16 protein-coding genes and 1 riboswitch are annotated in these 21,763 nt (G+C 72.5%); of the genes, 11 read left to right on the top strand and 5 right to left on the bottom strand.

Features of this window, described 5'->3' with window-relative positions; translation table 11 throughout:
- Positions 1-99: 99 nt before the first annotated feature.
- The 6 genes from ACY1JF_RS16565 to ACY1JF_RS16590 all read left to right on the top strand — a co-directional run bounded on the left by ACY1JF_RS16565 (position 100) and on the right by ACY1JF_RS16590 (position 7,191).
- Positions 100-2,223 carry a DNA gyrase/topoisomerase IV subunit B gene (locus tag ACY1JF_RS16565; protein ID WP_462705898.1) on the top strand — a complete coding sequence of 708 codons (2,124 nt, stop codon included), beginning with the start codon at positions 100-102 and terminating at the stop codon, positions 2,221-2,223.
- A gap of 399 nt (positions 2,224-2,622) precedes the next feature.
- Positions 2,623-3,147: a DUF1453 domain-containing protein gene (locus ACY1JF_RS16570; protein ID WP_462705899.1), complete on the top strand. Its 525-nt coding sequence runs from the start codon at positions 2,623-2,625 to the stop codon at positions 3,145-3,147.
- Positions 3,144-4,295 carry a sensor histidine kinase gene (locus ACY1JF_RS16575; protein ID WP_462705900.1) on the top strand — a complete coding sequence of 384 codons (1,152 nt, stop codon included), beginning with the start codon at positions 3,144-3,146 and terminating at the stop codon, positions 4,293-4,295. The genes ACY1JF_RS16570 and ACY1JF_RS16575 overlap by 4 nt, the downstream gene beginning before the upstream one ends.
- Positions 4,292-4,990: a response regulator transcription factor gene (locus ACY1JF_RS16580; RefSeq protein WP_462705901.1), complete on the top strand. Its 699-nt coding sequence runs from the start codon at positions 4,292-4,294 to the stop codon at positions 4,988-4,990. The genes ACY1JF_RS16575 and ACY1JF_RS16580 overlap by 4 nt, the downstream gene beginning before the upstream one ends.
- A 69-nt stretch (positions 4,991-5,059) precedes the next feature.
- Positions 5,060-5,605 (top strand): DUF485 domain-containing protein, encoded by a 546-nt coding sequence (locus ACY1JF_RS16585; protein ID WP_462705902.1) that lies wholly within the window; start codon positions 5,060-5,062, stop codon positions 5,603-5,605.
- On the top strand, positions 5,602-7,191 hold the full coding sequence (locus tag ACY1JF_RS16590; RefSeq protein ID WP_462705903.1) for a solute symporter family protein: 1,590 nt from the start codon (positions 5,602-5,604) through the stop codon (positions 7,189-7,191). The genes ACY1JF_RS16585 and ACY1JF_RS16590 overlap by 4 nt, the downstream gene beginning before the upstream one ends.
- 136 nt (positions 7,192-7,327) lie before the next feature.
- Here the strand turns inward: ACY1JF_RS16590 and ACY1JF_RS16595 are convergent, their stop codons facing one another.
- The 3 genes from ACY1JF_RS16595 to ACY1JF_RS16605 all read right to left on the bottom strand — a co-directional run bounded on the left by ACY1JF_RS16595 (position 7,328) and on the right by ACY1JF_RS16605 (position 10,908).
- A complete protein-coding gene (locus tag ACY1JF_RS16595; protein WP_462705904.1) occupies positions 7,328-8,008 on the bottom strand; it encodes a response regulator in 681 nt (226 codons plus the stop codon).
- Complete coding sequence (locus ACY1JF_RS16600) at positions 8,005-9,798, bottom strand: ATP-binding protein (RefSeq protein WP_462705905.1); 1,794 nt, start codon at positions 9,796-9,798, stop codon at positions 8,005-8,007. The genes ACY1JF_RS16595 and ACY1JF_RS16600 overlap by 4 nt, the downstream gene beginning before the upstream one ends.
- Positions 9,799-9,963: 165 nt before the next feature.
- Positions 9,964-10,908 (bottom strand): sucrase ferredoxin, encoded by a 945-nt coding sequence (locus tag ACY1JF_RS16605; protein ID WP_462705906.1) that lies wholly within the window; start codon positions 10,906-10,908, stop codon positions 9,964-9,966.
- Positions 10,909-11,587: 679 nt separating this feature from the next.
- Between ACY1JF_RS16605 and ACY1JF_RS16610 the strand changes: the two genes are divergently transcribed.
- Entirely contained in the window at positions 11,588-12,739 is a 1,152-nt protein-coding gene (locus tag ACY1JF_RS16610) for a CobW family GTP-binding protein (protein ID WP_462705907.1), read from the top strand.
- A 611-nt stretch (positions 12,740-13,350) separates the two neighbouring features.
- Here ACY1JF_RS16610 and ACY1JF_RS16615 read toward each other — a convergent pair.
- Positions 13,351-15,807 (bottom strand): DNA gyrase/topoisomerase IV subunit A, encoded by a 2,457-nt coding sequence (locus ACY1JF_RS16615; RefSeq protein WP_462705908.1) that lies wholly within the window; start codon positions 15,805-15,807, stop codon positions 13,351-13,353.
- Between the two features lie 634 nt (positions 15,808-16,441).
- Between ACY1JF_RS16615 and ACY1JF_RS16620 the strand changes: the two genes are divergently transcribed.
- The 4 genes from ACY1JF_RS16620 to ACY1JF_RS16635 all read left to right on the top strand — a co-directional run bounded on the left by ACY1JF_RS16620 (position 16,442) and on the right by ACY1JF_RS16635 (position 21,217).
- Positions 16,442-17,803, top strand: coding sequence for a M16 family metallopeptidase (locus ACY1JF_RS16620; RefSeq protein ID WP_462705909.1), 1,362 nt, complete (start codon positions 16,442-16,444; stop codon positions 17,801-17,803).
- Entirely contained in the window at positions 17,800-19,188 is a 1,389-nt protein-coding gene (locus ACY1JF_RS16625) for a M16 family metallopeptidase (protein ID WP_462705910.1), read from the top strand. The genes ACY1JF_RS16620 and ACY1JF_RS16625 overlap by 4 nt, the downstream gene beginning before the upstream one ends.
- A 202-nt stretch (positions 19,189-19,390) precedes the next feature.
- Positions 19,391-19,551: riboswitch (cyclic di-AMP (ydaO/yuaA leader) on the top strand.
- A 12-nt stretch (positions 19,552-19,563) separates the two neighbouring features.
- Entirely contained in the window at positions 19,564-20,328 is a 765-nt protein-coding gene (locus ACY1JF_RS16630) for a M23 family metallopeptidase (protein ID WP_462705911.1), read from the top strand.
- Between the two features lie 193 nt (positions 20,329-20,521).
- Positions 20,522-21,217: a GntR family transcriptional regulator gene (locus ACY1JF_RS16635; protein ID WP_462705912.1), complete on the top strand. Its 696-nt coding sequence runs from the start codon at positions 20,522-20,524 to the stop codon at positions 21,215-21,217.
- A gap of 189 nt (positions 21,218-21,406) precedes the next feature.
- Here ACY1JF_RS16635 and ACY1JF_RS16640 read toward each other — a convergent pair whose 3' ends face one another.
- Positions 21,407-21,688, bottom strand: coding sequence for an HPr family phosphocarrier protein (locus ACY1JF_RS16640; protein ID WP_361658492.1), 282 nt, complete (start codon positions 21,686-21,688; stop codon positions 21,407-21,409).
- Positions 21,689-21,763 lie beyond the last annotated feature (75 nt).

The raw sequence follows: 21,763 nt of genomic DNA on the forward strand, positions 1-21,763 counted from the left end.
ACAACGGCTCTACCTGGGCTCGGTACCCTCTGAGCGGTGAACGACGCCGCGCCCTTACCCAACGGGGCCCCATCTGAAATTCAGCGAGGAGCGAACCGCGTGACCGCCGAGACGTCCGTGCCGTCCACTGCGCTGCTGGCAGGAGCAGACCGGGACGGTTCCAACTACACCGCGCGGCACCTGCTCGTCCTCGAGGGGCTCGAGGCCGTACGCAAGCGCCCCGGCATGTACATCGGGTCGACCGACAGCCGTGGTCTGATGCACTGCCTGTGGGAGATCATCGACAACTCCGTGGACGAAGCCCTCGGCGGCTACTGCGACCACATCGAGGTGATCCTCCACGACGACGGCTCGGTGGAGGTCCGTGACAACGGCCGGGGCATCCCGGTCGACGTCGAGCCCAAGACCGGACTCTCCGGTGTCGAGGTCGTCATGACCAAGCTGCACGCCGGCGGAAAGTTCGGCGGTGGCTCGTACGCCGCCTCCGGCGGTCTGCACGGCGTCGGCGCCTCCGTGGTCAACGCCCTGTCCGCGCGGCTGGACGTCGAGGTGGACCGGGGCGGTCACACCCACGCCATCAGCTTCCGGCGAGGCGTCCCCGGTGCCTTCGCCGGCGGCGGTGCGGACGCCAGGTTCGAGGCCAGGAGCGGGCTGCGCAAGGCCAGGAAGATCCCGAAGTCGCGCAGCGGCACGCGCGTGCGGTACTGGGCGGACCGGCAGATCTTCCTGAAGGACGCCAAGCTCTCGCTCGACACGCTGCACCAGCGGGCCCGCCAGACCGCCTTCCTGGTGCCCGGCCTGACGATCGTCGTCCGGGACGAGTTCGGCCTCGGTGAGGGCGGCAGCAAGGGCGAGGAGTCCTTCCGCTTCGACGGCGGCATCAGCGAGTTCTGCGAGTACCTGGCCAGCGACCGGGGTATCTGCGACGTCCTCCGCTTCACCGGGCAGGGCAGCTTCAAGGAGACGGTCCCCGTCCTGGACGAGCACGGCCAGATGACGCCCACGGAGGTCACCCGTGACCTGGGCGTCGACGTGGCGATGCGCTGGGGGACCGGTTACGACACGACCGTCAAGTCGTTCGTCAACATCATCGCCACACCCAAGGGCGGCACCCATGTCGCCGGCTTCGAGCACGCCGTCGCCAAGACCATGAACGAGGTGCTGCGCGCCAAGAAGCTGCTCCGCGTCGCCGAGGACGACATCGTCAAGGACGACGCCCTCGAAGGGCTCACGGCGGTCGTCACGGTGCGGCTGGCCGAGCCGCAGTTCGAGGGGCAGACCAAGGAGGTGCTCGGCACCTCGGCCGCCCGCCGGATCGTGAACAATGTGATCACCAAGGAACTCAAGGCGTTCCTGACCTCCACCAAGCGTGATGCCGCCCAGCAGGCGCGGGTCGTCATGGAGAAGGCCGTCGCCGCGGCCCGCACCCGCATCGCCGCCGGTCAGCACAAGGACGCCCAGCGCCGCAAGACGGCCCTGGAGTCCTCCTCGCTCCCCGCCAAGCTCGCCGACTGCCGCAGCGACGATGTCGACCGCAGCGAGCTGTTCATCGTCGAGGGGGACTCCGCCCTCGGTACGGCGAAGCTGGCCCGGAACTCCGAGTTCCAGGCCCTGCTGCCGATCCGCGGCAAGATCCTCAACGTCCAGAAGTCATCCGTGACGGACATGCTGAAGAACGCCGAGTGCGGCGCGATCATCCAGGTCATAGGGGCCGGCTCGGGGCGGACCTTCGACATCGACACGGCCCGCTACGGCAAGATCATCATGATGACCGACGCCGATGTCGACGGTTCGCACATCCGCACGCTGCTGCTGACCCTCTTCCACCGCTACATGCGGCCGATGGTCGAGGCCGGCCGGGTCTTCGCCGCGGTGCCGCCGCTGCACCGCATCGAGCTGACCCAGCCGAAGAAGGGCCAGGACAAGTACGTCTACACGTACTCGGACCGTGAGCTGCGCGACAAGCTCATGGAGTTCCAGAGCAAGGGCGTCCGGTACAAGGACTCCATCCAGCGCTACAAGGGTCTCGGTGAGATGGACGCCGACCAGTTGGCGGAGACGACCATGGATCCGAGGCGCCGCACCCTGCGCAGGATCAACCTCACCGACCTCGAGGCCGCCGAGCAGGTCTTCGATCTGCTGATGGGCAACGACGTCGCGCCCCGCAAGGAGTTCATCTCCAACTCGGCGGCGACGCTCGACCGGTCGCGGATCGACGCGTAGGGCGCCCGGGCGTCCGGGCGACCAGGTGCCTGGCGAGGAGCGGTAGCGGACGGTCACGGAGCGTTCGTGGCGGGGCCAGGAGCGGCGATCCGGAGCCTGGGTTGCCGGTTGCCGGTTGCCGGTTGCCGGTTGCCGGTTGCCGGGGAGCGGGCTGTCTGCTATCGAGTCACCGGTTCACCGGCATCATCGACTCACCGGCGTCACCGAGTCACCGGCGTCACCGAGTCGCCGTGAGTGGCGGCCGGCCAGCCGTCTCCACCCGTGGGTGGAGTCCCACTGTTCCGAGGCTCCACCCATGATCCACCCGAGCTCCGATCTTCCCGCCCGACACTTTCCGTAACGTCGAAGGCGTCGGCGGGACTCGCTGCCGACCTCCCCTTCTCGTACACGGAGGCTTGGATGTCCGGGGTTGTCGACGTGCTGGTGATCATGGCCGTGGTCGGCCTGGTGTTCTCTCGCCAGTTCCGCCCGAGCCGGATCGACACGGAGAAGCACTGGTGGACCATGCCCGTGGTGCTGGCTTTGGTGGCGCTCAAGCAGGGGGAACCGCTCGGCGCCGGCCACTACACCGCGTCGGCCGCCCTGCTCGTCACGGAACTGCTCCTGGGAGCGGCGGTCGGAGCGGGGCTGGCCTGGACCACCCGCATATGGCTGGAGGCGGACGGCACGGTCTGGAGCAAGGGCAGCAAGGCGACCGCCGCGGTATGGGGCGTCGGCACAACCGTCCGCGTGGCCGTGTTCCTCCTCGGCTCGGTCCTGGGCGTGGACCAGGACACCTCCGCCTTGCTCCTCACCCTCGCGGCTACCCTGCTGGCCCGCTCCGCGACGCTTGCCTGGCGTCTGCGCGCAGTGCGCCCGACCGCCCCCTCGGCCGTGACACACGGCGCCGTCGTGTCCTGGTCCGCTCGGAAGGAACCGGTGTGACGGAGAACGCCTGGACGCGGTGGCCGTCCAAGGAAGCGCTCGGCCGGGAGAGGCGCTCGGCTCACCGGCGCCTGCTGGCCGTCGCCGTACGGGTGGGGGGACTGGGGGCGCTCCTGTGGGGGGCGGTCGCCGACGGCGAAGGCTGGGACGCGTTCGGTGCGACCGCGGTGGTCCTGCTGTCCGTGGTGGTGACCTGGGGTCTCTTCCGGACCACGCTCGCACACCGGCTCTGGCCGTCCCTGAGCCTCGTGGCGGCTCTCCTCGGCCTGGCGGGCATCGCCCATGCCGCCGGCTTCGGCATCCCCGCGGCGGTCCTCTGGTGCGGGTGTGCGGTCGTCGCACTGGAGCGGCTCCCCCTCGTGGCGGCGCTGCCCGTGAGCCTGGTGGCCTTCGCCGCCTACGCCGTGGTCGGTGACAACTCATGGACGAGCAGCGCCGCCCTGGCGGCCGGGCTGGCCCTGGGCGGGTACGTCCTGCGGCTCGACGCGGAGGCCCGCGGTCACGCACAGCGGCTGCTGGCCCAGGAGCGCGCCGCTCGGGCGGCCGAGGCGGAGTCGGCGGCGCTCGCCGAGCGGGCCCGCATCGCACGGGAGATCCACGACGTGCTGGCGCACAGTCTGTCGGCACAGATGGTCCACCTGGAGGCGGCACGGCTGCTGATCGAGGGGGGAGCGGAGCGGGAGCGGATCCTGGAACGAGTGGTGGCGGCGCGGGGGATGGCCCGTGACGGACTCGCCGAAACCCGGCAGGCGCTGTCCGCCCTGCGCGGAGAGCTGACGCCACTGGAGGATTTCCTGGAGCAGCTTGTGGGCACGTCGGACGGCGCCCATGCGACCGTCACCATTACGGGTGAGCGCCGGCCGCTGCCGGCCGAGGCGTCGCAGACCGTACGCCGGGTCGCCCAGGAGGCGATGACCAACGTCCGTATGCACGCTCCGGGCGCGGGGGTCCGGATGGTTCTCGACTACGGAACGCGCGAAGTCACCCTGGACGTCCGGGACTCGGGCGGCGGAACCGGTGAACTGACCGGCACGGGAGGCGGCTACGGTCTTCTGGGCATGCGGGAGCGGGCCGAACTGCTGGGCGGCTCGCTTCGGGCAGGACCGGGCGAGGAGGGGTTCGTGGTGACGTTGAAGGTTCCCGTATGACGGGGGAGGGCCAGGACAAGGGCTCCTGGGGCAAGGACGCCAGGGTCCTGGTCGTGGATGACCAGACGGTGGTGCGCGAGGGCATCGTCATGCTGCTGGGGCTGCTGCCGGGCGTCGAGGTGGTGGGCGCCGCGGCCGACGGCGAGGAGGCGGTGCGGCTGGTGGCCGAAATGGCTCCGGACGTGGTGCTGATGGATCTGCGCATGCCGCGGTGCGACGGGGTCGAGGCCACCCGGCGGATCCGGGCCGAGCACCCTGGGACGCAGGTCGTGGTCCTTACGACGTACGTGGACGACGAGTCGTTGTTCCCGGCGCTGCGAGCGGGGGCGCGCGGTTATCTCACCAAGGACGCGGGCGGGGAGGAGATCGTGCGGGCTGTGCACAGCGTGCTCTCCGGAGACGCGGGCCTGTCACCGGCCATCCAGCGCCGGTTGCTGGAGAGGCTGTCGGAAGCGGAAACGCCCCCCGCACCGCCGGCCGAGGCACCGGACGGGCTCACCGCGCGGGAGACCGAGGTGCTGGTGCTGATCGCCGAGGGACTCAGCAACCAGGAGATCGCCCGCAGACTGCATGTCTCCACCGCGACGGTGAAGACCCACATCAACAACCTGTTCGCCAAGACCGGCATCAAGGGCCGTGCACAGGCGGTCCGTTACGCCTATGGGAAGGGGCTTGTACGGCCTCCAGCGGGATGAGTCACCTGAAGGAGTGAACAGCGGGAGGAAGAAGAGTCGGGGATCTTCCCGTTCTGTCCATCCTTTGGCATGCAGTCAAGCAACGATCGCCTCCGTGAGGCGGGGACCTACGACGACCCTTGGTACGAGGCTCTCGCCTCCGGATGGGGTGAGGTGGCGGAAACGGCCGCCGCGGCGACGCCGGTTTCCCCGCCGACGCGACGGGGACCGTGTGACGACGGTACCCCGGCCCCGGCCTCTTCCACGACCACGACGAGGGCTACGAGCAGGGCTGCGGCCGCGGCTACCGCCGAGGCGTACTTGGAGGCGCAGGGGAGTGCGGCGTTCCAGGAGGTGCGCAGCCGGTATCGAAGGTTCGTGGTACCGGCGGGGGTCGGTTTCCTCGTGTGGTACCTGGCTTACGTGGTGGCCGCCACGACCGCGCCGGGGCTGATGGGCCGGCCGGTGGCGGGCGCCGTGAACGTGGCGATGCTCGCAGGGCTCGGCCAGTTCCTCACCACCTTCCTGCTGACCTGGGCCTACACCCGGCACGCTCGCCTCCGGCGGGACCGGGCGGCGCTGGAACTGCGCTGGCACACGCAGGAACGGGCCCGCGTCCGGGACGGTGCGGTATGACCGGGGAGCACCAGACGCTGGCGTTGGCGCTGTTCAGTTGCTTCGTGGCGGTCACGCTGGGGATCACCACCTGGGTGAGCCGGAACCGGCGGGGATCGGCGGAGGAGTTCTACGCGGGGGGCCGTCTGTTCTCCCCGTCGGAGAACGGCTTCGCCCTCGCGGGGGACTACATGTCCGCCGCCTCCTTCCTCGGCATCTCGGGCCTGATCGCGCTCTACGGCTATGACGGCATGCTCTACTCGGTGGGCTTCCTGGTGGCGTGGCTCGTGGTGCTGCTCCTCGTCGCCGAACTGGTGCGCAACTGCGGGAGGTTCACCCTCGCCGACGTGGTGGCGGCGCGGATGCGGGAGCGCCCGGTGCGGATCGCCGCGGGCACGTCCTCGGTCACCGTGTCCGTGCTGTACCTGGTGGCGCAGATGGTGGGGGCGGGCAGTCTGGTGGCGTTGCTGCTCGGCGGCACCGGCGAGGCGGGGCGGGCCTGGACCGTCGTGGGAGTCGGCGTGCTCATGATCGTCTATGTGTCGTTGGGCGGGATGCGGGCCACTACCTGGATCCAGATCGTGAAGACGGTGCTGCTGCTCGGCGGCACGACGGCGCTGACCGCGCTGGTCCTGGTCCGTTTCCACGGCGACTTCAACGATCTGCTGCTCAGCGCGGCCGGGCGCAGCGGGCAGGGGGAGGCGTTCCTGGCGCCGGGGCTGAGGTACGGCGGGGACTGGACCGCCCGTCTCGACTTCATCAGCCTCGGGCTCGCCCTGGTCCTGGGCACCGCCGGGCTGCCGCACATCCTGTCCCGCTTCTACACCGTGCCCACGGCCCGGGCGGCCCGGCGGTCGGTGGTCTGGTCGATCGGACTGATCGGCGGGTTCTACCTGATGACGATCGTGCTCGGCTTCGGCGCGGCCGCTCTCGTCGGACCCGACGCCGTGCGGCAGTCCAACCAGGCCGGTAACACCGCGGTGCCGTTGCTGGCGCTCGAACTCGGCGGCGGCCCGGACTCCACCGGCGGAACCGTGCTCTTCGCGGTCGTCGCCGCGGTCGCCTTCGCCACGATCCTCGCGGTGGTCGCCGGAATCACGCTGGCCTCCTCCACGTCCGTGGCCCACGACCTGTACGCCTCGCTGCGCCGCCGCGCCGAGCCGCGCGGTGAGGTGGCCGTGGCCCGCTGCGCCGCCGTCGGCGTCGGGGCGGTGGCGATCGCCCTCGGGCTGCTGGCCAGGGACCTCAACGTCGCCTTCCTGGTGGGTCTCGCCTTCGCCGTGGCCGCCTCCGCCAACCTGCCGGTACTGCTGTACTCACTGTTCTGGCGGCGCTTCACCACACGCGGCGCCGTGTGGGCGGTCTACGGCGGTCTCGTCCCGGCGGTGGTGCTGGTGCTGGTGTCGCCGGTGGTGTCGGGCGGCTCCGGGGCGCTGTTCCCGGGCGCCGACTTCGCCTACTTCCCGCTGCAGAACCCCGGCCTGGTCTCGATCCCGCTGGGGTTCGTCGCGGGCTGGCTCGGCACCGTCACCTCCGCCGAGCCCGCGGACCGGGCCAAGCACGCGGAGACCGAGGTACGGGCGCTGACGGGGGCGGGAGCCGTGTGACGGGGTCCGTCCCCGGTGCCGTACCGGCGCGTCGTACTCCGCTGCTGGTCGGCGTCGGTCGGCGTCGGTCGCCGTCGGTCGCCGGGGAGACAGGAAGGGCCGGGCAGGAGCGAGACGCGGCGCGGTCCGGCGGGCCTCAGGTGTGGGTCACCCATGCGTACCGGTGTTCCGGGCGGCCCGCGTCGCCGTATCGCAGGGTGAGCCTGGCCCGTCCCGTCCGCTCCAGGAGTTTCAGGTAGCGCTGGGCGGTCTGCCGGCTCACGCCCGTCCGGTCGGCGATCTCCTGGGCCGACAGCGACCCCTCGGCCCGCATCAGACACTGGCGCACCAGCTTTGCGGTGGTGGGGGAGTGGCCCTTGGGCAGCCCCGGCTCCGACGGCGCCGACAGGGCCCCGAACATCCGGTCCACCTCGGCCTGTTCGGCCTCGCCGCCGCCGTCCAGGGCACGGCGCAGCTCCGCGTACGCCTCCAGCTTGACGCGCAGGCCCGCGAAGGCGAACGGTTTGACCAGGTACTGCAACGCGCCCTGCCGCATCGCCGCCTGCACGGTGGCCCGGTCCCGCGCGGCCGTCACCATGATCACGTCGGTCTGGTGGCCGCGCCGGCGCATCTCCTGGACGACCGTCAGACCGGTCAGGTCCGGCAGGTAGTGGTCCATGAGCACGAGGTCGAGGCGGGGCAGCGTCTCCAGCCGCCGCAGGGCCTCGGCCGCGCTGTGCGCCTGGCCGGCCACATGGAAGCCGGGCACTTTCTCGACGTAGGCGGCGTTCACGCGCGCGACGCGGGTGTCATCGTCCACGACCAGGACCTCGATCATCGCGACTCCTCCTCGTCGTCTGCCCCGGCGGCCGGCCGGGAGGAGGGCCCGGGGACACCGGACCCGGGCGGGGACACGGTGGCGGTCGTCGTGGGATGGGCTCGGGCAGCGGTCGTCGTGGGGCGGAGTGGGGTGCCGGTCGCCGTGGGACCGGGTTCGGTGGCGGTCGTCGCAGGACCGGGCTCGGCCAGTGCCTCGGGCAGGACGACCGTGAACTCGGCTCCCCCGCCGGGAGCCTCGCCGACCACCGCGCTGCCGCCCTGCCGCTCGGCGAACGTCCGGACCAGGGAGAGCCCGATCCCGCGCCGGCGGTGCGCCGGCGGCTCCTTGGTCGACCAGCCCTCCGTGAACACCACCTCGCGTCGCGAGGCCGGTATACCAGGCCCCGTGTCCCGCACACGCAGGACCGCCGTACGCCCCTCGCCCCGCAGTTCCACCTCCACGCGCGCGTGCCGGGTGCCCGCGGCGGCGTCGACGGCGTTGTCGACCAGGTTGCCGACGACCGTGACGAGTCCCCTGGGATCGATCAGCCGGTCCGGCAGCCGGGTCCGGTCCGACACCCACAGGGTGACGCCGCGCTCGGCCGCGACGGTCGCCTTGCCGACCAGCAGCGCGGCCAGCAGCGGGTCGGTGATGCGCTCGGTGATCTGTTCCGCGGTGGCGCGGTGGTTGCCGACCACCTCGCCGACGAACTCCGCGGCGTCGTCGTACATCTCCAGTTCGAGCATCCCCAGCAGGGTGTGCATGCGGTTGGCGTGCTCGTGGTCCTGGGCGCGCAGGGCGTCGATCAGGCCGCGGGTGGAGTCCAGTTCCCGGCCGAGCTGCTCCAGTTCGGTGCGGTCGCGCAGGGTGGCGACGGCGCCGCCGTCACCGGTGGGCATCCGGTTGGCGACCAGCACGCGCGGGCCGCGGACGGTGAGCAGGTCGGTACCGCTCACCCGGCCGGCCAGCACATCCGCCGTACGGCCCTCACCGAGCGCCTCGCCGGGCGTTTGGCCCACCGCCTCGTCACCGAGGTCGAGCAGGCGCCGCGCCTCGTCGTTGAGCAGGCGGACACGGCCCGTCCGGTCCAGGGCGACGACGCCCTCCCGGATGCCGTGCAGCATCGCCTCGCGCTCCGAGAGCAGCGCCGAGATGTCGGAGAAGGCGAGGTCACGGGTCTGCCGCTGGACCCGGCGCGCGATCAGCCAGGCGGCCAGCGCGCCGACCGCCAGCGCGCCCCCGGCGTACGCGAACAGTCCGGGGACGGCCCGCAGCAGACGGGCCCGGACGCTGTCGTAGGCGATCCCGACCGAGACCGCCCCGACGACGTCACCGTCACCGTCGCGCAGCGGCACCTTGCCGCGGGCCGAGCGGCCCAGGGTGCCCTCGTCGATCTCCATCACCTCGTGCCCGGCCAGGGCCTCGCCCGGGTCGGTCGACACGACCGCGCCGATCCGGTCAGGATCGGTGTGCGACCAGCGCACGCCCCGCCGGTCCAGGACCACGACGTACTCGGCCCCGGTGGCCTTCCGGATCCGTTCCGCCTCCCGCTGCACCGGACCGTCCGCCGTCGCCGGGGTGCTCCGCAGGTCGGCCGCGAGCTGCGGCTGCTGCGCGGTCGTCTGCGCGATGGCGAGCGCCCGGCGCATCGCCTGGTCGTCCAGCTGATCACCGAGCGGCGCGAGGAACAGCCCGGTGGCCAGCACCGCGACTCCGGCGGCGATCGCCAGCTGCATCAGCAGTACCTGGGAGAACACCCGCCGTGGCAGACCGAGGCGCAGGCGGCGCGGGCGAGGAGTGGGGCTCATGGCCCTCGACGGTACGTGGTGCCGGCACTCAGCCGAAGACGGTGTGACGCGGATCTACCACAAGCGCCGGCAGTGGGGGACGGCCGGTGGTGTCCGCGTACCAGGGACGGTCGGCGGCGTCCGCGTACCGGGGACGGCCGGCGGCATCCGAGCCCCGGCAGGCGGTCAGCCGGCGAGTGCCACCGCCACCGCAAGTTCACGGATCCCGCCGACCTCCATCCGCGCCGGTGAGCCGAGGACCGACGCCCCGCAGCTCTCCGGGCGCGGCGGCAGCGACGCGCCCTGGGCCACCGTGACCCGCCAGTGCCGTCCGTCGACGTGGGCCACGGTCACCTCCCAGCGCGGTGCCGCGCCGTCGGTGCGCACGACGCTGAGCGTCTCGGCCGTGTACTCGCCCACCGCCGCGCGGACGGCCAGCTCGGCGGCTTGCCCGGGCCGCTCCCAGGCCGAGCTGCCACGGCAGCCCGTGAGGACGATCCGCTGGTCCCGCACGCCCCGCAGGACCTCCCCGACCGCCCGCGCGTCGACCCTGCCGTAGGCGTATCCGTACGGCAGGACGAGCACGGTCGGCGAGAACCGGTGGCCGCCCAGGTGGGTGACCTCCCAGACGCCCTCGGTGCCGGCGGCGGCGAGTTCCGCGGCCAGCGGCCGGCCCAGCAGCGCACAGCACCGGTCGCGCTTGCCGTTGGTGCAGACGAGGACGAGCGGGTCACCGGTGTGCGGCCCGCCCCGGAGCGCGGTGTCGAAGCCACGGTGGTCGCCCCGGCCGAGCGCGGCGAAGTCGAGGTCGAGCAGCCGGGCGGGATCGGCGACCGTGGCGGCGCGCAGCCAGGTGTTCCCCGGCGCGGTGTGGGCCGTGTAGACCCGCCGCGCGGCGGACGCGCCGGGGTCCGCGTGACGCCCGGGACGGCGGATGAGCGCGATCCGCACGCCCGTGCCTCGCGTGGCCTTCTCCAGGGCACGGCCCAGGGCGGGGTCCAGGTGGCTCGAAACGAGCGCCTTGGCACCCCACGGGCCGGGCTGCTCCAGCAGCAGCCAGGTCCGGGCGGTCGCCGCGGTTCCCGAAACGGGCTCGTCGAGGTCCTGGGAGACGGTTGAGCACCTACTCACACAGGTGAGCCTAACCTGAGTTGAGTGCGACGACTTCCCGCCGCACTCGAACAGCCGCCGGTGGAGTGACGCCGGAGCGGTCGCGGAGCGTGCGCGCCGCCCCCGGGGGAGGAGCGTGCGGCCCGGCGCCGGGCCGCATCGGTGGAGCGTCGAGCGGGGACGGGGTACCGGGCTGCTCGCCGGGTGGCCGGTCCGGCTCGGGCAACGGCGGGTGCGGCCGGAGTGGGCGGCGGGTCAGGCGTCGGGGATGTCCGCCTCGGCGCGTACGCGCGTACGAGGGTCTCCCGGCTCACGACGACGATGCGTTCGTAGTCGGCGCGGGCGGCGTCGGCGGGCAGCTCGCGTTCCAGCGCCTCGGCGGCCTCGGCGGCGATGACGGCGTCAGCCCCCGTGTCAGGCGGCCGTCCGCCGGTCGTCGCGTGCGGGGCGGGCGACGGGAACCGGCGAGCGGTGGGCGGTGGGCGGTGCTTGCCGGCACCGGAGTGCCGAGCGGCTCCGACCGGCGAGGAGGCGGGGAGGCGGGGAGGTGGCGCACGGAGGGGAACGAGGGCCGCGCGCATCGGTGTCTTCCCCCACACCTGTCCCGTACGCGCCGCTGGCAACCGTTCACTCCGAGGCGTTCGGGAGACTCGTATCCTGAGGCGGCACACGGTCCGGCAGACGTCGAGGAGGCAGCGCATTGGGGCAGCGTCCGACCCCGCGGGTTCCGGCCCCGCAGATTCCGGTGGTCATCCTCGCCGGATTCCTCGGTTCCGGGAAGACCACGCTCCTCAACCACCTGCTGCACCGCTCCGGGGGCAGCCGTATCGGTGCGATCGTCAATGACTTCGGTGCCATCGAGATCGACGCGATGGCGGTGGCCGGCGTGCTCGGGGACTCCACCGTCTCGCTCGGCAACGGCTGTCTGTGCTGTGCCGTCGACCCCGGTGAACTGGACGTCTACCTGGCCCGGCTCGCCCGGCCGGAGGCCGGCGTCGACGTCATCGTCATCGAGGCCAGCGGTCTCGCCGAGCCCGAGGAACTGGTGCGCATGCTGCTCGCCAGCGAACTGCGGGGGATCGTCTACGGCGGCCTGGTCGAGGTGGTCGACGCCGCCGAGTTCGACGGGACGCGGGCCCGGCACCCGGAGATCGACCGGCATCTGGCCCTCGCCGACCTGGTCGTGGTCAACAAGCTCGACCGGGCCCCGGACGGCGGCGAGCGGGTACTCGGTCTGGTCGGCTCGCTCACCGACCGGGCCGCCGTCGTCCCGGCCACCTACGGCCGCGTCGACCCCGAGTTCCTCTTCGACTGCCGGCCGGCCGAGGAACGCGTGGGACAGCTGTCCTTCGACGACCTGCACGACCGCTCCCGGACCGACGGCCACGCCGACCACCTGCACAGCGCCTACGACAGCCTGTCGTTCGTCTCCGACGTCCCCCTGGACCCGCGGCGCCTGATGCGGTTCCTCGACAGCCGGCCCGAGGGCCTGTACCGGATCAAGGGGTACGTCGACTTCGGCCCGTACGACCCGCGCAACCGCTACCTCGTGCACGCCGTGGGGCGCTTCCTGCGCTTCTGTCCCGAGCCCTGGCCGCCCACCGGCCCCGGCCCCGGTACCGGCCCGGAGCGGCTGACCCAGCTCGTCCTGATCGGCTCCGGCATCGACGCCCCCGCCCTCACCGAGGAACTCCAGGAGTGCGCGAGCCACGCCCCGCACGCCGACGAGCACGGCATGTGGGGCGTCCTGCGCTACGTACAGGGCCCGGAGGAGCAGGCCCCCGACGACGGGACGGAGCCGGACCCGGGCCCCGACGAAGAGGCGTACCCGGCTCCGGAGCCGATCCTCTAGTACCGATACCGGCGATCCGGTCCGTTTTCCGGCGAATCGGCTTGGCTCTGATCGGCCCGGTCCGGGTGGGGACGGTCGAGGGAGACGGTCTGGCGGCGGACCATGACCGTGCCGTCCACCGCGACCAGCCGCCCCCCCGATACCAGGACCCGCTCGTGTCCCCGGCCGCCACGGGCCGGCGCACCCGGGCGAACAGTGCCTTCGGCGGCTCCGGGCCCGGCCGCGGACAGCCCGGGCCGATCGCCGCGGTGGGCCGGCCGGTCGCCGCGGTGGCCGGCACCCGCCACGTCCCCCTTCACCGGCCGTCCGCTGAAGTCCGTGTGCCAGGAGCCGGACGACCTCGCTTGTGGCCCTGTCCGGAGGACACGCACACCGTCGGCACGGAACGGACCGCGACCCGGGCGGACAGCAGCAGCCGCCGGCGTCGCCCGGCCCGGCCGCGATCCGCGACCACCTCGCCCACCGGCTCCGGGGGAACGCGCGGGCCGGCACCCCCAGCGCGACCCGAGCCGGCAACCGCTCATCCGGCGACGACCTCACCGGTCCGGGCCTTGACAGCCTCGGCACACCACACCCGACGGACCAGGAGCCCGAAACCGCCGGTATCGCGTCTAGGCCGGACCGGCCACCACCGAGACCGTCTTCGGCAGTGACACACCCGACCCGTCGCGGCGCGGGTCGATCTCCGGCAGCTCGGCCGGTGTGCCGTTCTTCTGCGCGGCCCGGGCCGGCGCGGGACCCGCCCAGGCCAGCGCCAGGCAGTCCTCGCCCTTCAGGAACCGCTGGCAGCGCACACCGCCCGTGGCCCGGCCCTTGCGCGGATACTGGTCGAACGGCGTCAGCTTGGCCGTGGTCTGCACGGAGTCGTCCAGCGTCCCGCGCGAGCCCGCCACGGTGAAGACCACCGCGTCCGTCGCCGGGTCGACCGCCGTGAACGAGATGACCTTCGCACCCTCGGTGAGCTTGACGCCGGCCACGCCGCCCGCCGGACGGCCCTGCGGACGGACCTGCGAGGCCTGGTAGCGCAGCAGTTGGGCGTCGTCCGTGATGAAGACCAGGTCCTCCTCGCCCGTGCGCAGCTCGACCGCGCCGACGATCCGGTCGCCCTCCTTGAGGGTGATGACCTCCAGCTCCTCCTTGCTGGCCGGGTAGTCCGGCACCACCCGCTTGACGACGCCCTGCTCCGTACCGAGCGCGAGGCCCGGCGAGGACTCGTCGAGGGTGGTCAGGCAGACCACCGTCTCGTCGTCCTCCAGGGAGACGAACTCCGCCAGCGGCGCGCCGCCCGCCAGGTTGGGCGTGGGCATCTCCTCGGGCAGCTGCGGCAGGTCGATCACGTTGATCCGCAGCAGGCGCCCGGCGGACGTCACCACGCCCACCTCGCCGCGGGCCGTGGCCGGCACCGCCGAGACGATCAGGTCGTGCTTGACGCGCTTGCCGCCGCCGTCCGGGGCGAACGGCTCGTCGTTCGCCGTACGGGCCAGCAGTCCGGTCGAGGAGAGCAGCACCCGGCACGGGTCGTCCGCCACCTGGAGCGGCACGGCGGCCACGGGGGTGGCCGCCGACTCCAGCAGCACGGTCCGGCGGTCGGTGCCGAACTTCTTGGCCACCGCGGCCAGTTCCGCCGAGACCAGCTTGCGCAGCTCCTGGTCGGAGTCGAGGATGCGGGTCAGCTCCTCGATCTCCGCGGTGAGCCGGTCCTTCTCGGCCTCCAGCTCCACGCGGTCGAACTTGGTGAGCCGGCGCAGCGGCGTGTCCAGGATGTACTGGGTCTGTACGTCGCTCAGCCCGAAGCGCTCGATCAGGCGCTCCTTGGCCTGCGCGCTGTTCTCGCTGGAGCGGATGAGACGGATGACCTCGTCGATGTCGATCAGCGCGGTGAGCAGGCCCTCGACCAGGTGCAGCCGGTCGCGGCGCTTGCCGCGGCGGAACTCGCTGCGCCGCCGTACGACGTCGAAGCGGTGGTCGAGATAGACCTCCAGCAGCTCCTTCAGGCCCAGGGTGAGGGGCTGGCCGTCCACCAGGGCGACGTTGTTGATGCCGAAGGACTCCTCCATCGGCGTCAGCTTGTAGAGCTGCTCCAGGACGGCCTCCGGCACGAAGCCGTTCTTGATCTCGATGACCAGGCGCAGTCCGTGCTCGCGGTCGGTGAGGTCCTTGACGTCCGCGATGCCCTGGAGCTTCTTCGCGCCGACCAGGTCCTTGATCTTGGCGATCACCTTCTCCGGGCCGACCGAGAACGGCAGCTCGGTGACGACGAGGCCCTTGCGGCGGGCCGTCACCGTCTCCACGGTCACCGTCGCGCGGATCTTGAACGTGCCGCGGCCCGACGCGTACGCGTCCCGGACACCCGGCAGTCCGACGATCACACCGCCCGTGGGCAGGTCGGGACCGGGGACGTGCTTCATCAGGGCTTCGAGATCGGCGTTCGGGTACCTGATGAGGTGCCGGGCGGCGGCGATGACCTCGCGCAGGTTGTGCGGCGGCATGTTGGTGGCCATGCCGACGGCGATGCCCGAGGCACCGTTGACCAGCAGGTTGGGGAAGGCGGCGGGCAGCGCCTGCGGCTCCTGCTCCTGGCCGTCGTAGTTGGGGGCGAAGTCGACGGTGTCCTCGTCGATCGACTCCGTCATCAGCCCGGCCGCCTCGGCCATCCGGCACTCGGTGTACCGCATGGCGGCGGGCGGGTCGTCGTTGCCCAGCGAGCCGAAGTTGCCGTGGCCGTCGACCAGGGGGACGCGCATCGAGAACGGCTGGGCCATGCGGACCAGGGCGTCGTAGATCGACGCGTCGCCGTGCGGGTGCAGCTTGCCCATCACCTCGCCGACGACGCGGGCGCACTTCACGTACCCGCGCTCGGGCCTGAGGCCCATCTCGTTCATCTGGTAGACGATGCGGCGGTGCACCGGCTTGAGTCCGTCGCGTGCGTCCGGCAGGGCACGGGAGTAGATGACCGAGTACGCGTACTCAAGGAATGAGCCCTGCATCTCGTCGACGACGTCGATGTCGAGGATCTTCTCCTCGTACGGGTCGTCGGGCGGCGGGGTCTTCGTACTACGGCGGGCCATCGCTGCCGGCTCCTCGCTGAAGCGTGAACGGTGATCTGACGCGGTCCATTGTGGACCGAGGCACTGACAGCGACCGACCAGGACCCGTCGCGGGCGCCCGGCCCGGTGCTGTCCCGCAGGGTACGCCCTCACCTTTGCGGCCTCACGCGCACGCCCGGGCCCGCCGTCGGCGGCGCCCGCCGGGCAGCCTCGGAGCGATCTGCCGGCCCCGACGCGCGTCACCACGAGCACCGGCCGGTTCCCGCTGAGGCGCGCGCCGGGGCGCTCGCCCGCTCGCGGCCTCCGTCCCGTGCCCCTGCCTGCCCGCGCCCTCCCCTTGGTGCGTGCCCGCACCCGCGCCCGCACCGCCCGCGACCCCCCGCCGCCGCGCCCGCGCCGCCCGCACCGCCCGCGACCCCTCACCGCCGCGCCCGCGCCGCCCGCACCGCCCGCGACCCCTCACCGCCGTGCCCGCGACCCCTCACCGCCGTGCCCGCGGAGCTGCTCGCTCTCGGCGTACGGGAGGCGGGAACTTCTCCAGTGGTCCGCGCGCTTGCATACAGTGGCAGGACCGATAGGAATTCCGCAGTTCCGGCCCGTGACGCGGTCGGCACCGGTGATTCCGTCCAAGGTTTCCGCGATCGAAGGGACGTACATGCCCATGGGTCACACGGCCACAGCCGAGGCAGGCTCCGGCGGGCTGACAGCGACCGAGCACCGCCTGGCCAACGGCCTGCGCGTGGTGCTCTCCGAGGACCACCTGACCCCGGTCGCGGCGGTGTGCCTCTGGTACGACGTCGGCTCGCGCCACGAGGTCAAGGGCCGTACCGGTCTGGCTCACCTTTTCGAGCACCTGATGTTCCAGGGCTCCGCCCAGGTCAAGGGCAACGGTCACTTCGAACTGGTGCAGGGCGCCGGCGGCTCCCTCAACGGCACCACCAGCTTCGAGCGCACCAACTACTTCGAGACCATGCCCGCCCACCAGCTGGAGCTCGCCCTCTGGCTGGAGGCCGACCGCATGGGCTCCCTGCTCGCCGCCCTCGACGACGAGTCGATGGAGAACCAGCGGGACGTCGTCAAGAACGAGCGCCGCCAGCGCTACGACAACGTGCCCTACGGCACGGCGTTCGAGAAGCTGACCGCCCTCGCCTACCCGGAGGGCCACCCCTACCACCACACCCCGATCGGCTCCATGGCCGACCTGGACGCGGCCACCCTGGAGGACGCCCGCGCGTTCTTCCGCACCTACTACGCGCCGAACAACGCGGTGCTGTCCGTGGTCGGCGACATCGACCCCGAGCAGACGCTCGCCTGGATCGAGAAGTACTTCGGCTCCATCGCCTCCCACGACGGCAAGCCCGCCCCCCGGGACGGCTCGCTGCCCGAGGTCATGGGCGGGCAGCTGCGCGAGGTCGTCGAGGAGGAGGTCCCGGCCCGCGCCCTGATGGCCGCCTACCGCCTGCCGCACGACGGCACGCGCGCGTGCGACGCCGCCGACCTGGCCCTCACCGTCCTCGGCGGCGGCGAGTCCTCCCGCCTCTACAACCGCCTCGTACGGCGCGACCGTACGGCCGTCGCGGCCGGCTTCGGTCTGCTGCGCCTGGCCGGAGCGCCCTCCCTGGGCTGGCTGGACGTGAAGACCTCCGGTGACGTCGAGGTGCCGGTCGTCGAAGCCGCCATCGACGAGGAGCTGGCCCGGTTCGCCGAGGAGGGGCCCACCGCCGAGGAGATGGAGCGGGCCCAGGCCCAGCTGGAGCGCGAGTGGCTGGACCGGCTCGGCACGGTCGCCGGCCGCGCCGACGAGCTGTGCCGCTACGCCGTCCTGTTCGGCGACCCGCAGCTCGCCCTGACCGCCGTACAGCGCGTCCTGGAGGTGACGGCGGAGGAGGTACAGGAGGTCGCCAAGGCCCGCCTGCGCCCCGACAACCGCGCGGTGCTCGTCTACGAGCCCACCGCCCCCGCAGCCGACGCCGACGCCGACGACGCCACCGACGAGAACGAGGAGGCGGCCAAGTGACCGAGCTCGCCACCATGGACTTCCACCCCCGGCCGCAGGCGGGCGAGCCCAAGCCCTGGGCCTTCCCCGCCCCCGAGCGCGGCACGCTCGGCAACGGCCTCACCGTCCTGCGGTGCGACCGCCCCGGCCAGCAGGTCGTCGCCGTCGAGCTGTTCCTGCGCGCCCCCCTGGACGCCGAGCCGGCCGGTCTCGACGGCGTCGCCACCATCATGGCCCGCGCCTTCTCCGAGGGCACCGACAAGCACTCCGCCGAGGAGTTCGCCGCCGAACTGGAGCGCTGCGGGGCCACCCTGGACGCGCACGCCGACCACCCCGGCGTCCGGCTCACCCTCGAAGTGCCCGCTTCCCGCCTCGCCAAGGCGCTCGGCCTGGTCGCCGACGCCCTGCGGGCCCCCGCGTTCGCCGACAGCGAGATCGAACGCCTGGTGCGCAACCGGCTCGACGAGATCCCGCACGAACTGGCCAACCCCTCGCGCCGGGCCGCCAAGGAGCTCTCCAGGGAGCTGTTCCCGGCGGACTCCCGGATGTCCCGTCCGCGCCAGGGCACCGAGGAGACGGTCGCCGGCATCGACTCCGCGGCCGTCCGCGCCTTCTACGAGAAGCACGTCCGCCCCGCCACCGCCACCGCCGTGGTCGTCGGTGACTTCACCGGCGTCGACCTCGGCGCGCTGCTCGACGACACCCTCGGCTCGTGGACGGGCTCGGCGGCCGAACCGCGGCCCGTGCCCCCGGTGACCGCCGACGACACCGGCCGCGTCGTCATCGTGGACCGCCCCGGCTCCGTCCAGACGCAGCTGCTGATCGGCCGTACCGGTCCCGACCGGCACGACAGCGTCTGGCCCGCCCAGGTGCTCGGCACGTACTGCCTGGGCGGCACCCTCACCTCCCGCCTGGACCGCGTCCTGCGCGAGGAGAAGGGCTACACCTACGGCGTCCGCGCCTTCGGCCAGGTCCTGCGGTCCGCGCCCGACGGCACGGGCGCCGCGATGCTCGCCATCAGCGGCTCCGTCGACACCCCCAACACCGGCCCGGCCCTCGACGACCTGTGGAAGGTGCTGCGCACGCTCGCCGAGGGCGGGCTCACCGACGCCGAACGGGACGTCGCCGTGCAGAACCTGGTGGGCGTGGCGCCGCTGAAGTACGAGACCGCGGCGGCCGTCGCGAGCACGCTGGCCGACCAGGTCGAGCAGTACCTGCCCGACGACTACCAGGCGACGCTGTACCAGCGGCTCGCCGAGACCGGCACGGTCGAGGCCACCGCGGCGGTCGTCAACGCCTTCCCGGTGGACCGTCTGGTGACCGTCCTGGTGGGTGACGCGGCGCGGATCAAGGAGCCCGTCGAGGCCCTCGGCATCGGCGAAGTCACCGTGGTGAGCGCCGAGTAGCGGCACGCGCGCGTGGGGCGGTTCCGGCGACCTTCGTGCCGCCGGAACCGCCCTGTGTCCGAATGGGGTGGATTGGTGCAGAGGTTGCCCGTCTGCCCTGTGGGATGGACAACAAAAACCGTGATGCGTTTGAGTCTTGAACCGACGCCCGCTTAGCGTCTCCCCGGCTGTCCGTCAGGCAGTGCGCCGCACCCGCGGCACCGGACAGTCATCGCCGAGTCCCCGTACGGCGCGAGCCAGGGGAGCCGGGGACCCACCAGTCCCTGGGGTGAATCGGACGCCCGCGCGCAGCGAGGGGGCCCGTAGGAGACCTTCCTGCTCCGAACCCGTCAGCTAACCCGGTAGGCGAGAGGGAAGGAAAGGACCAGCCTCTACATGGCGTTCACGCGCGCCACCGGCAAGCACCGCCGTCCCGGCCGGGTACACCGCACCACCGTCCGCGCGGCCGGGGTCGCGACCCTCACCACCACCGGCGTCATCGGCACCCTCACGGCCCCCGCGTTCGCCGCCGAGCCGTCCCCCCAGGACACCGGCCTCACCCCGGTCATCACCCTCGGCGACTCGGTGGCCGAGGAGGTCAGCGCCCAGGCCGCCGCCCAGCGGCAGGCCGCCGAGGACGCCGCCGCCCGGGAGCAGGCCGAGCGGGCCGCCCGCGAGCGGGCCGCCGAGGCCGCCGAGCAGGCCCGCGAGGACCAGGAGCGCGCCGCCCGCGAGGCCGAGCGCAAGCGCCTGAACACCTACGTGGCCCCCATCAGCGGCTCCTACGTGTCCACCGCGTACCGGGCCAGCAGCGGTCTGTGGTCCTCCGGCACGCACACCGGCATCGACTTCCACGCCGCGTCCGGCACCGCCGTCCGCGCGGTCGGCGCCGGCACGGTCGTCGAGGCCGGCTGGGGCGGCGCGTACGGCTACCAGGTCGTGATCAAGATGCACGACGGGACGTACACCCAGTACGGCCACCTGTCGTCCATCGGCGTCTCCGTCGGCGAGACGGTCACCCCCGGCCGGCGGATCGCCCTCTCCGGGGCGACCGGCAACGTCACCGGGGCGCACCTGCACTTCGAGGCCCGCACCGGGCCGGAGTACGGCTCGGACATCGACCCGGTGGCCTACCTCCGCTCCCACGGCGTCACCGTCTGACGCCCCGCGGCACGGCACACCCGAAAGCCCCGGCTCCCCGAGCCGGGGCTTTCGGACGTTAAAGGTGACCAAAAACAGACCAAAAACAGCCAGGGAAACCGCCCCCCCGTCGGAAAGCGCGGCGCATTGCAATAGAGTCACTGAACACGCGTCAATCGTCGACGTTTCACGGGGATTAAGGCGGAGGTCGGTCATGCGTATTCCGGCGCATTCGGTGTGCACGGCGATCCGGGACGACATCGTCGCCGGTGTCTACGAGCGCGGCAGCCGGCTCACCGAGGAACTCCTCGCCCGGCGCTACGGCGTCTCCCGCGTCCCCGTGCGCGAGGCCCTGCGGACCCTGGAGGCCGAGGGATTCGTGGTGACGCGGCGCCACGCGGGCGCGTGCGTGGCCGAACCCACCGAACAGGAGGCCGCCGACCTGCTGGAGATGCGGCTGCTCCTGGAGCCGCTCGGCGCCGCCCGGGCCGCCCAGCGGCGCACCGAGGCCCATTTGAAGGTGCTGCGCGGCCTGGTGCGGCTGGGCCAGGAGCGGGCCAGGCGGGGCAACAGCGACGACCTGCGCTCGCTGGACGGCTGGTTCCACGAGACGCTCGCCCAGGCCGCCGGCAGCGCGGCGATGACCTCGACGCTGACCCGGCTGCGGCACCGGATCGCCTGGATGTACACCGTGGAGGCGCCCGCCAGCCCGGTCGACACCTGGGCGGAGCACGGCGCGATCGTCGACGCCGTGGCCCGGGGCGACGGCGAACGCGCCCGGTCGCTCACCGCGCTGCACACCGAGCGGTCGACGGCCGCGCACCGCCTGCGCCCCGCCCCGGGCGCCGACCGCGCGGAGCGTGTGAGGAACTCGCAACGTGCCGTAAACATGCCGAGCCTGCGGTATTAACACGGACGCCGTATACAAAGAGGAGTTATTCAGCGGGGTATTTTTCTGCTGCCGTTTCATTACCGTCCCCGTGTCTTTTCCGCCGGGGAACGCGGCTGGTTCACGGTGCCCGGGTACCGGGTGCGGAAAACACGGAAGCCGTGCCGGCCCCGAAGGACCGGCACGGCTCGCCCCGGGGCGCGCGACGGCTCAGACGGTCTCCGGAAGCTCCTCGAGCCCCTCGGCGACCAGCTTGGCCAGGCGGTCCAGCGCGGCGTCCGCGCCCTCGGCGTCCGACGCGAGGACGACCTCTTCGCCGCCCTGGGCGCCCAGACCCAGAACGGCCAGCATGGAGGCGGCGTTGACGGGGTTGCCGCCGGCCTTGGCGATCGTCACCGGGACGCCGCTGGCCGTGGCGGCCCGGACGAAGATGGAGGCGGGGCGGGCGTGGAGGCCCTCGGCCCAGCCGACGTTGACGCGGCGCTCAGCCATGTGTTTCTGCCCTTCGGTCGTGCAGGCTTGTCTAGACCAGTCTTCCATACGGCGCTCCCGCCGGACGGCCCCCTT

The sequence above is a fragment of the Streptomyces sp. SYSU D01066-1 genome (genome assembly GCF_054956795.1).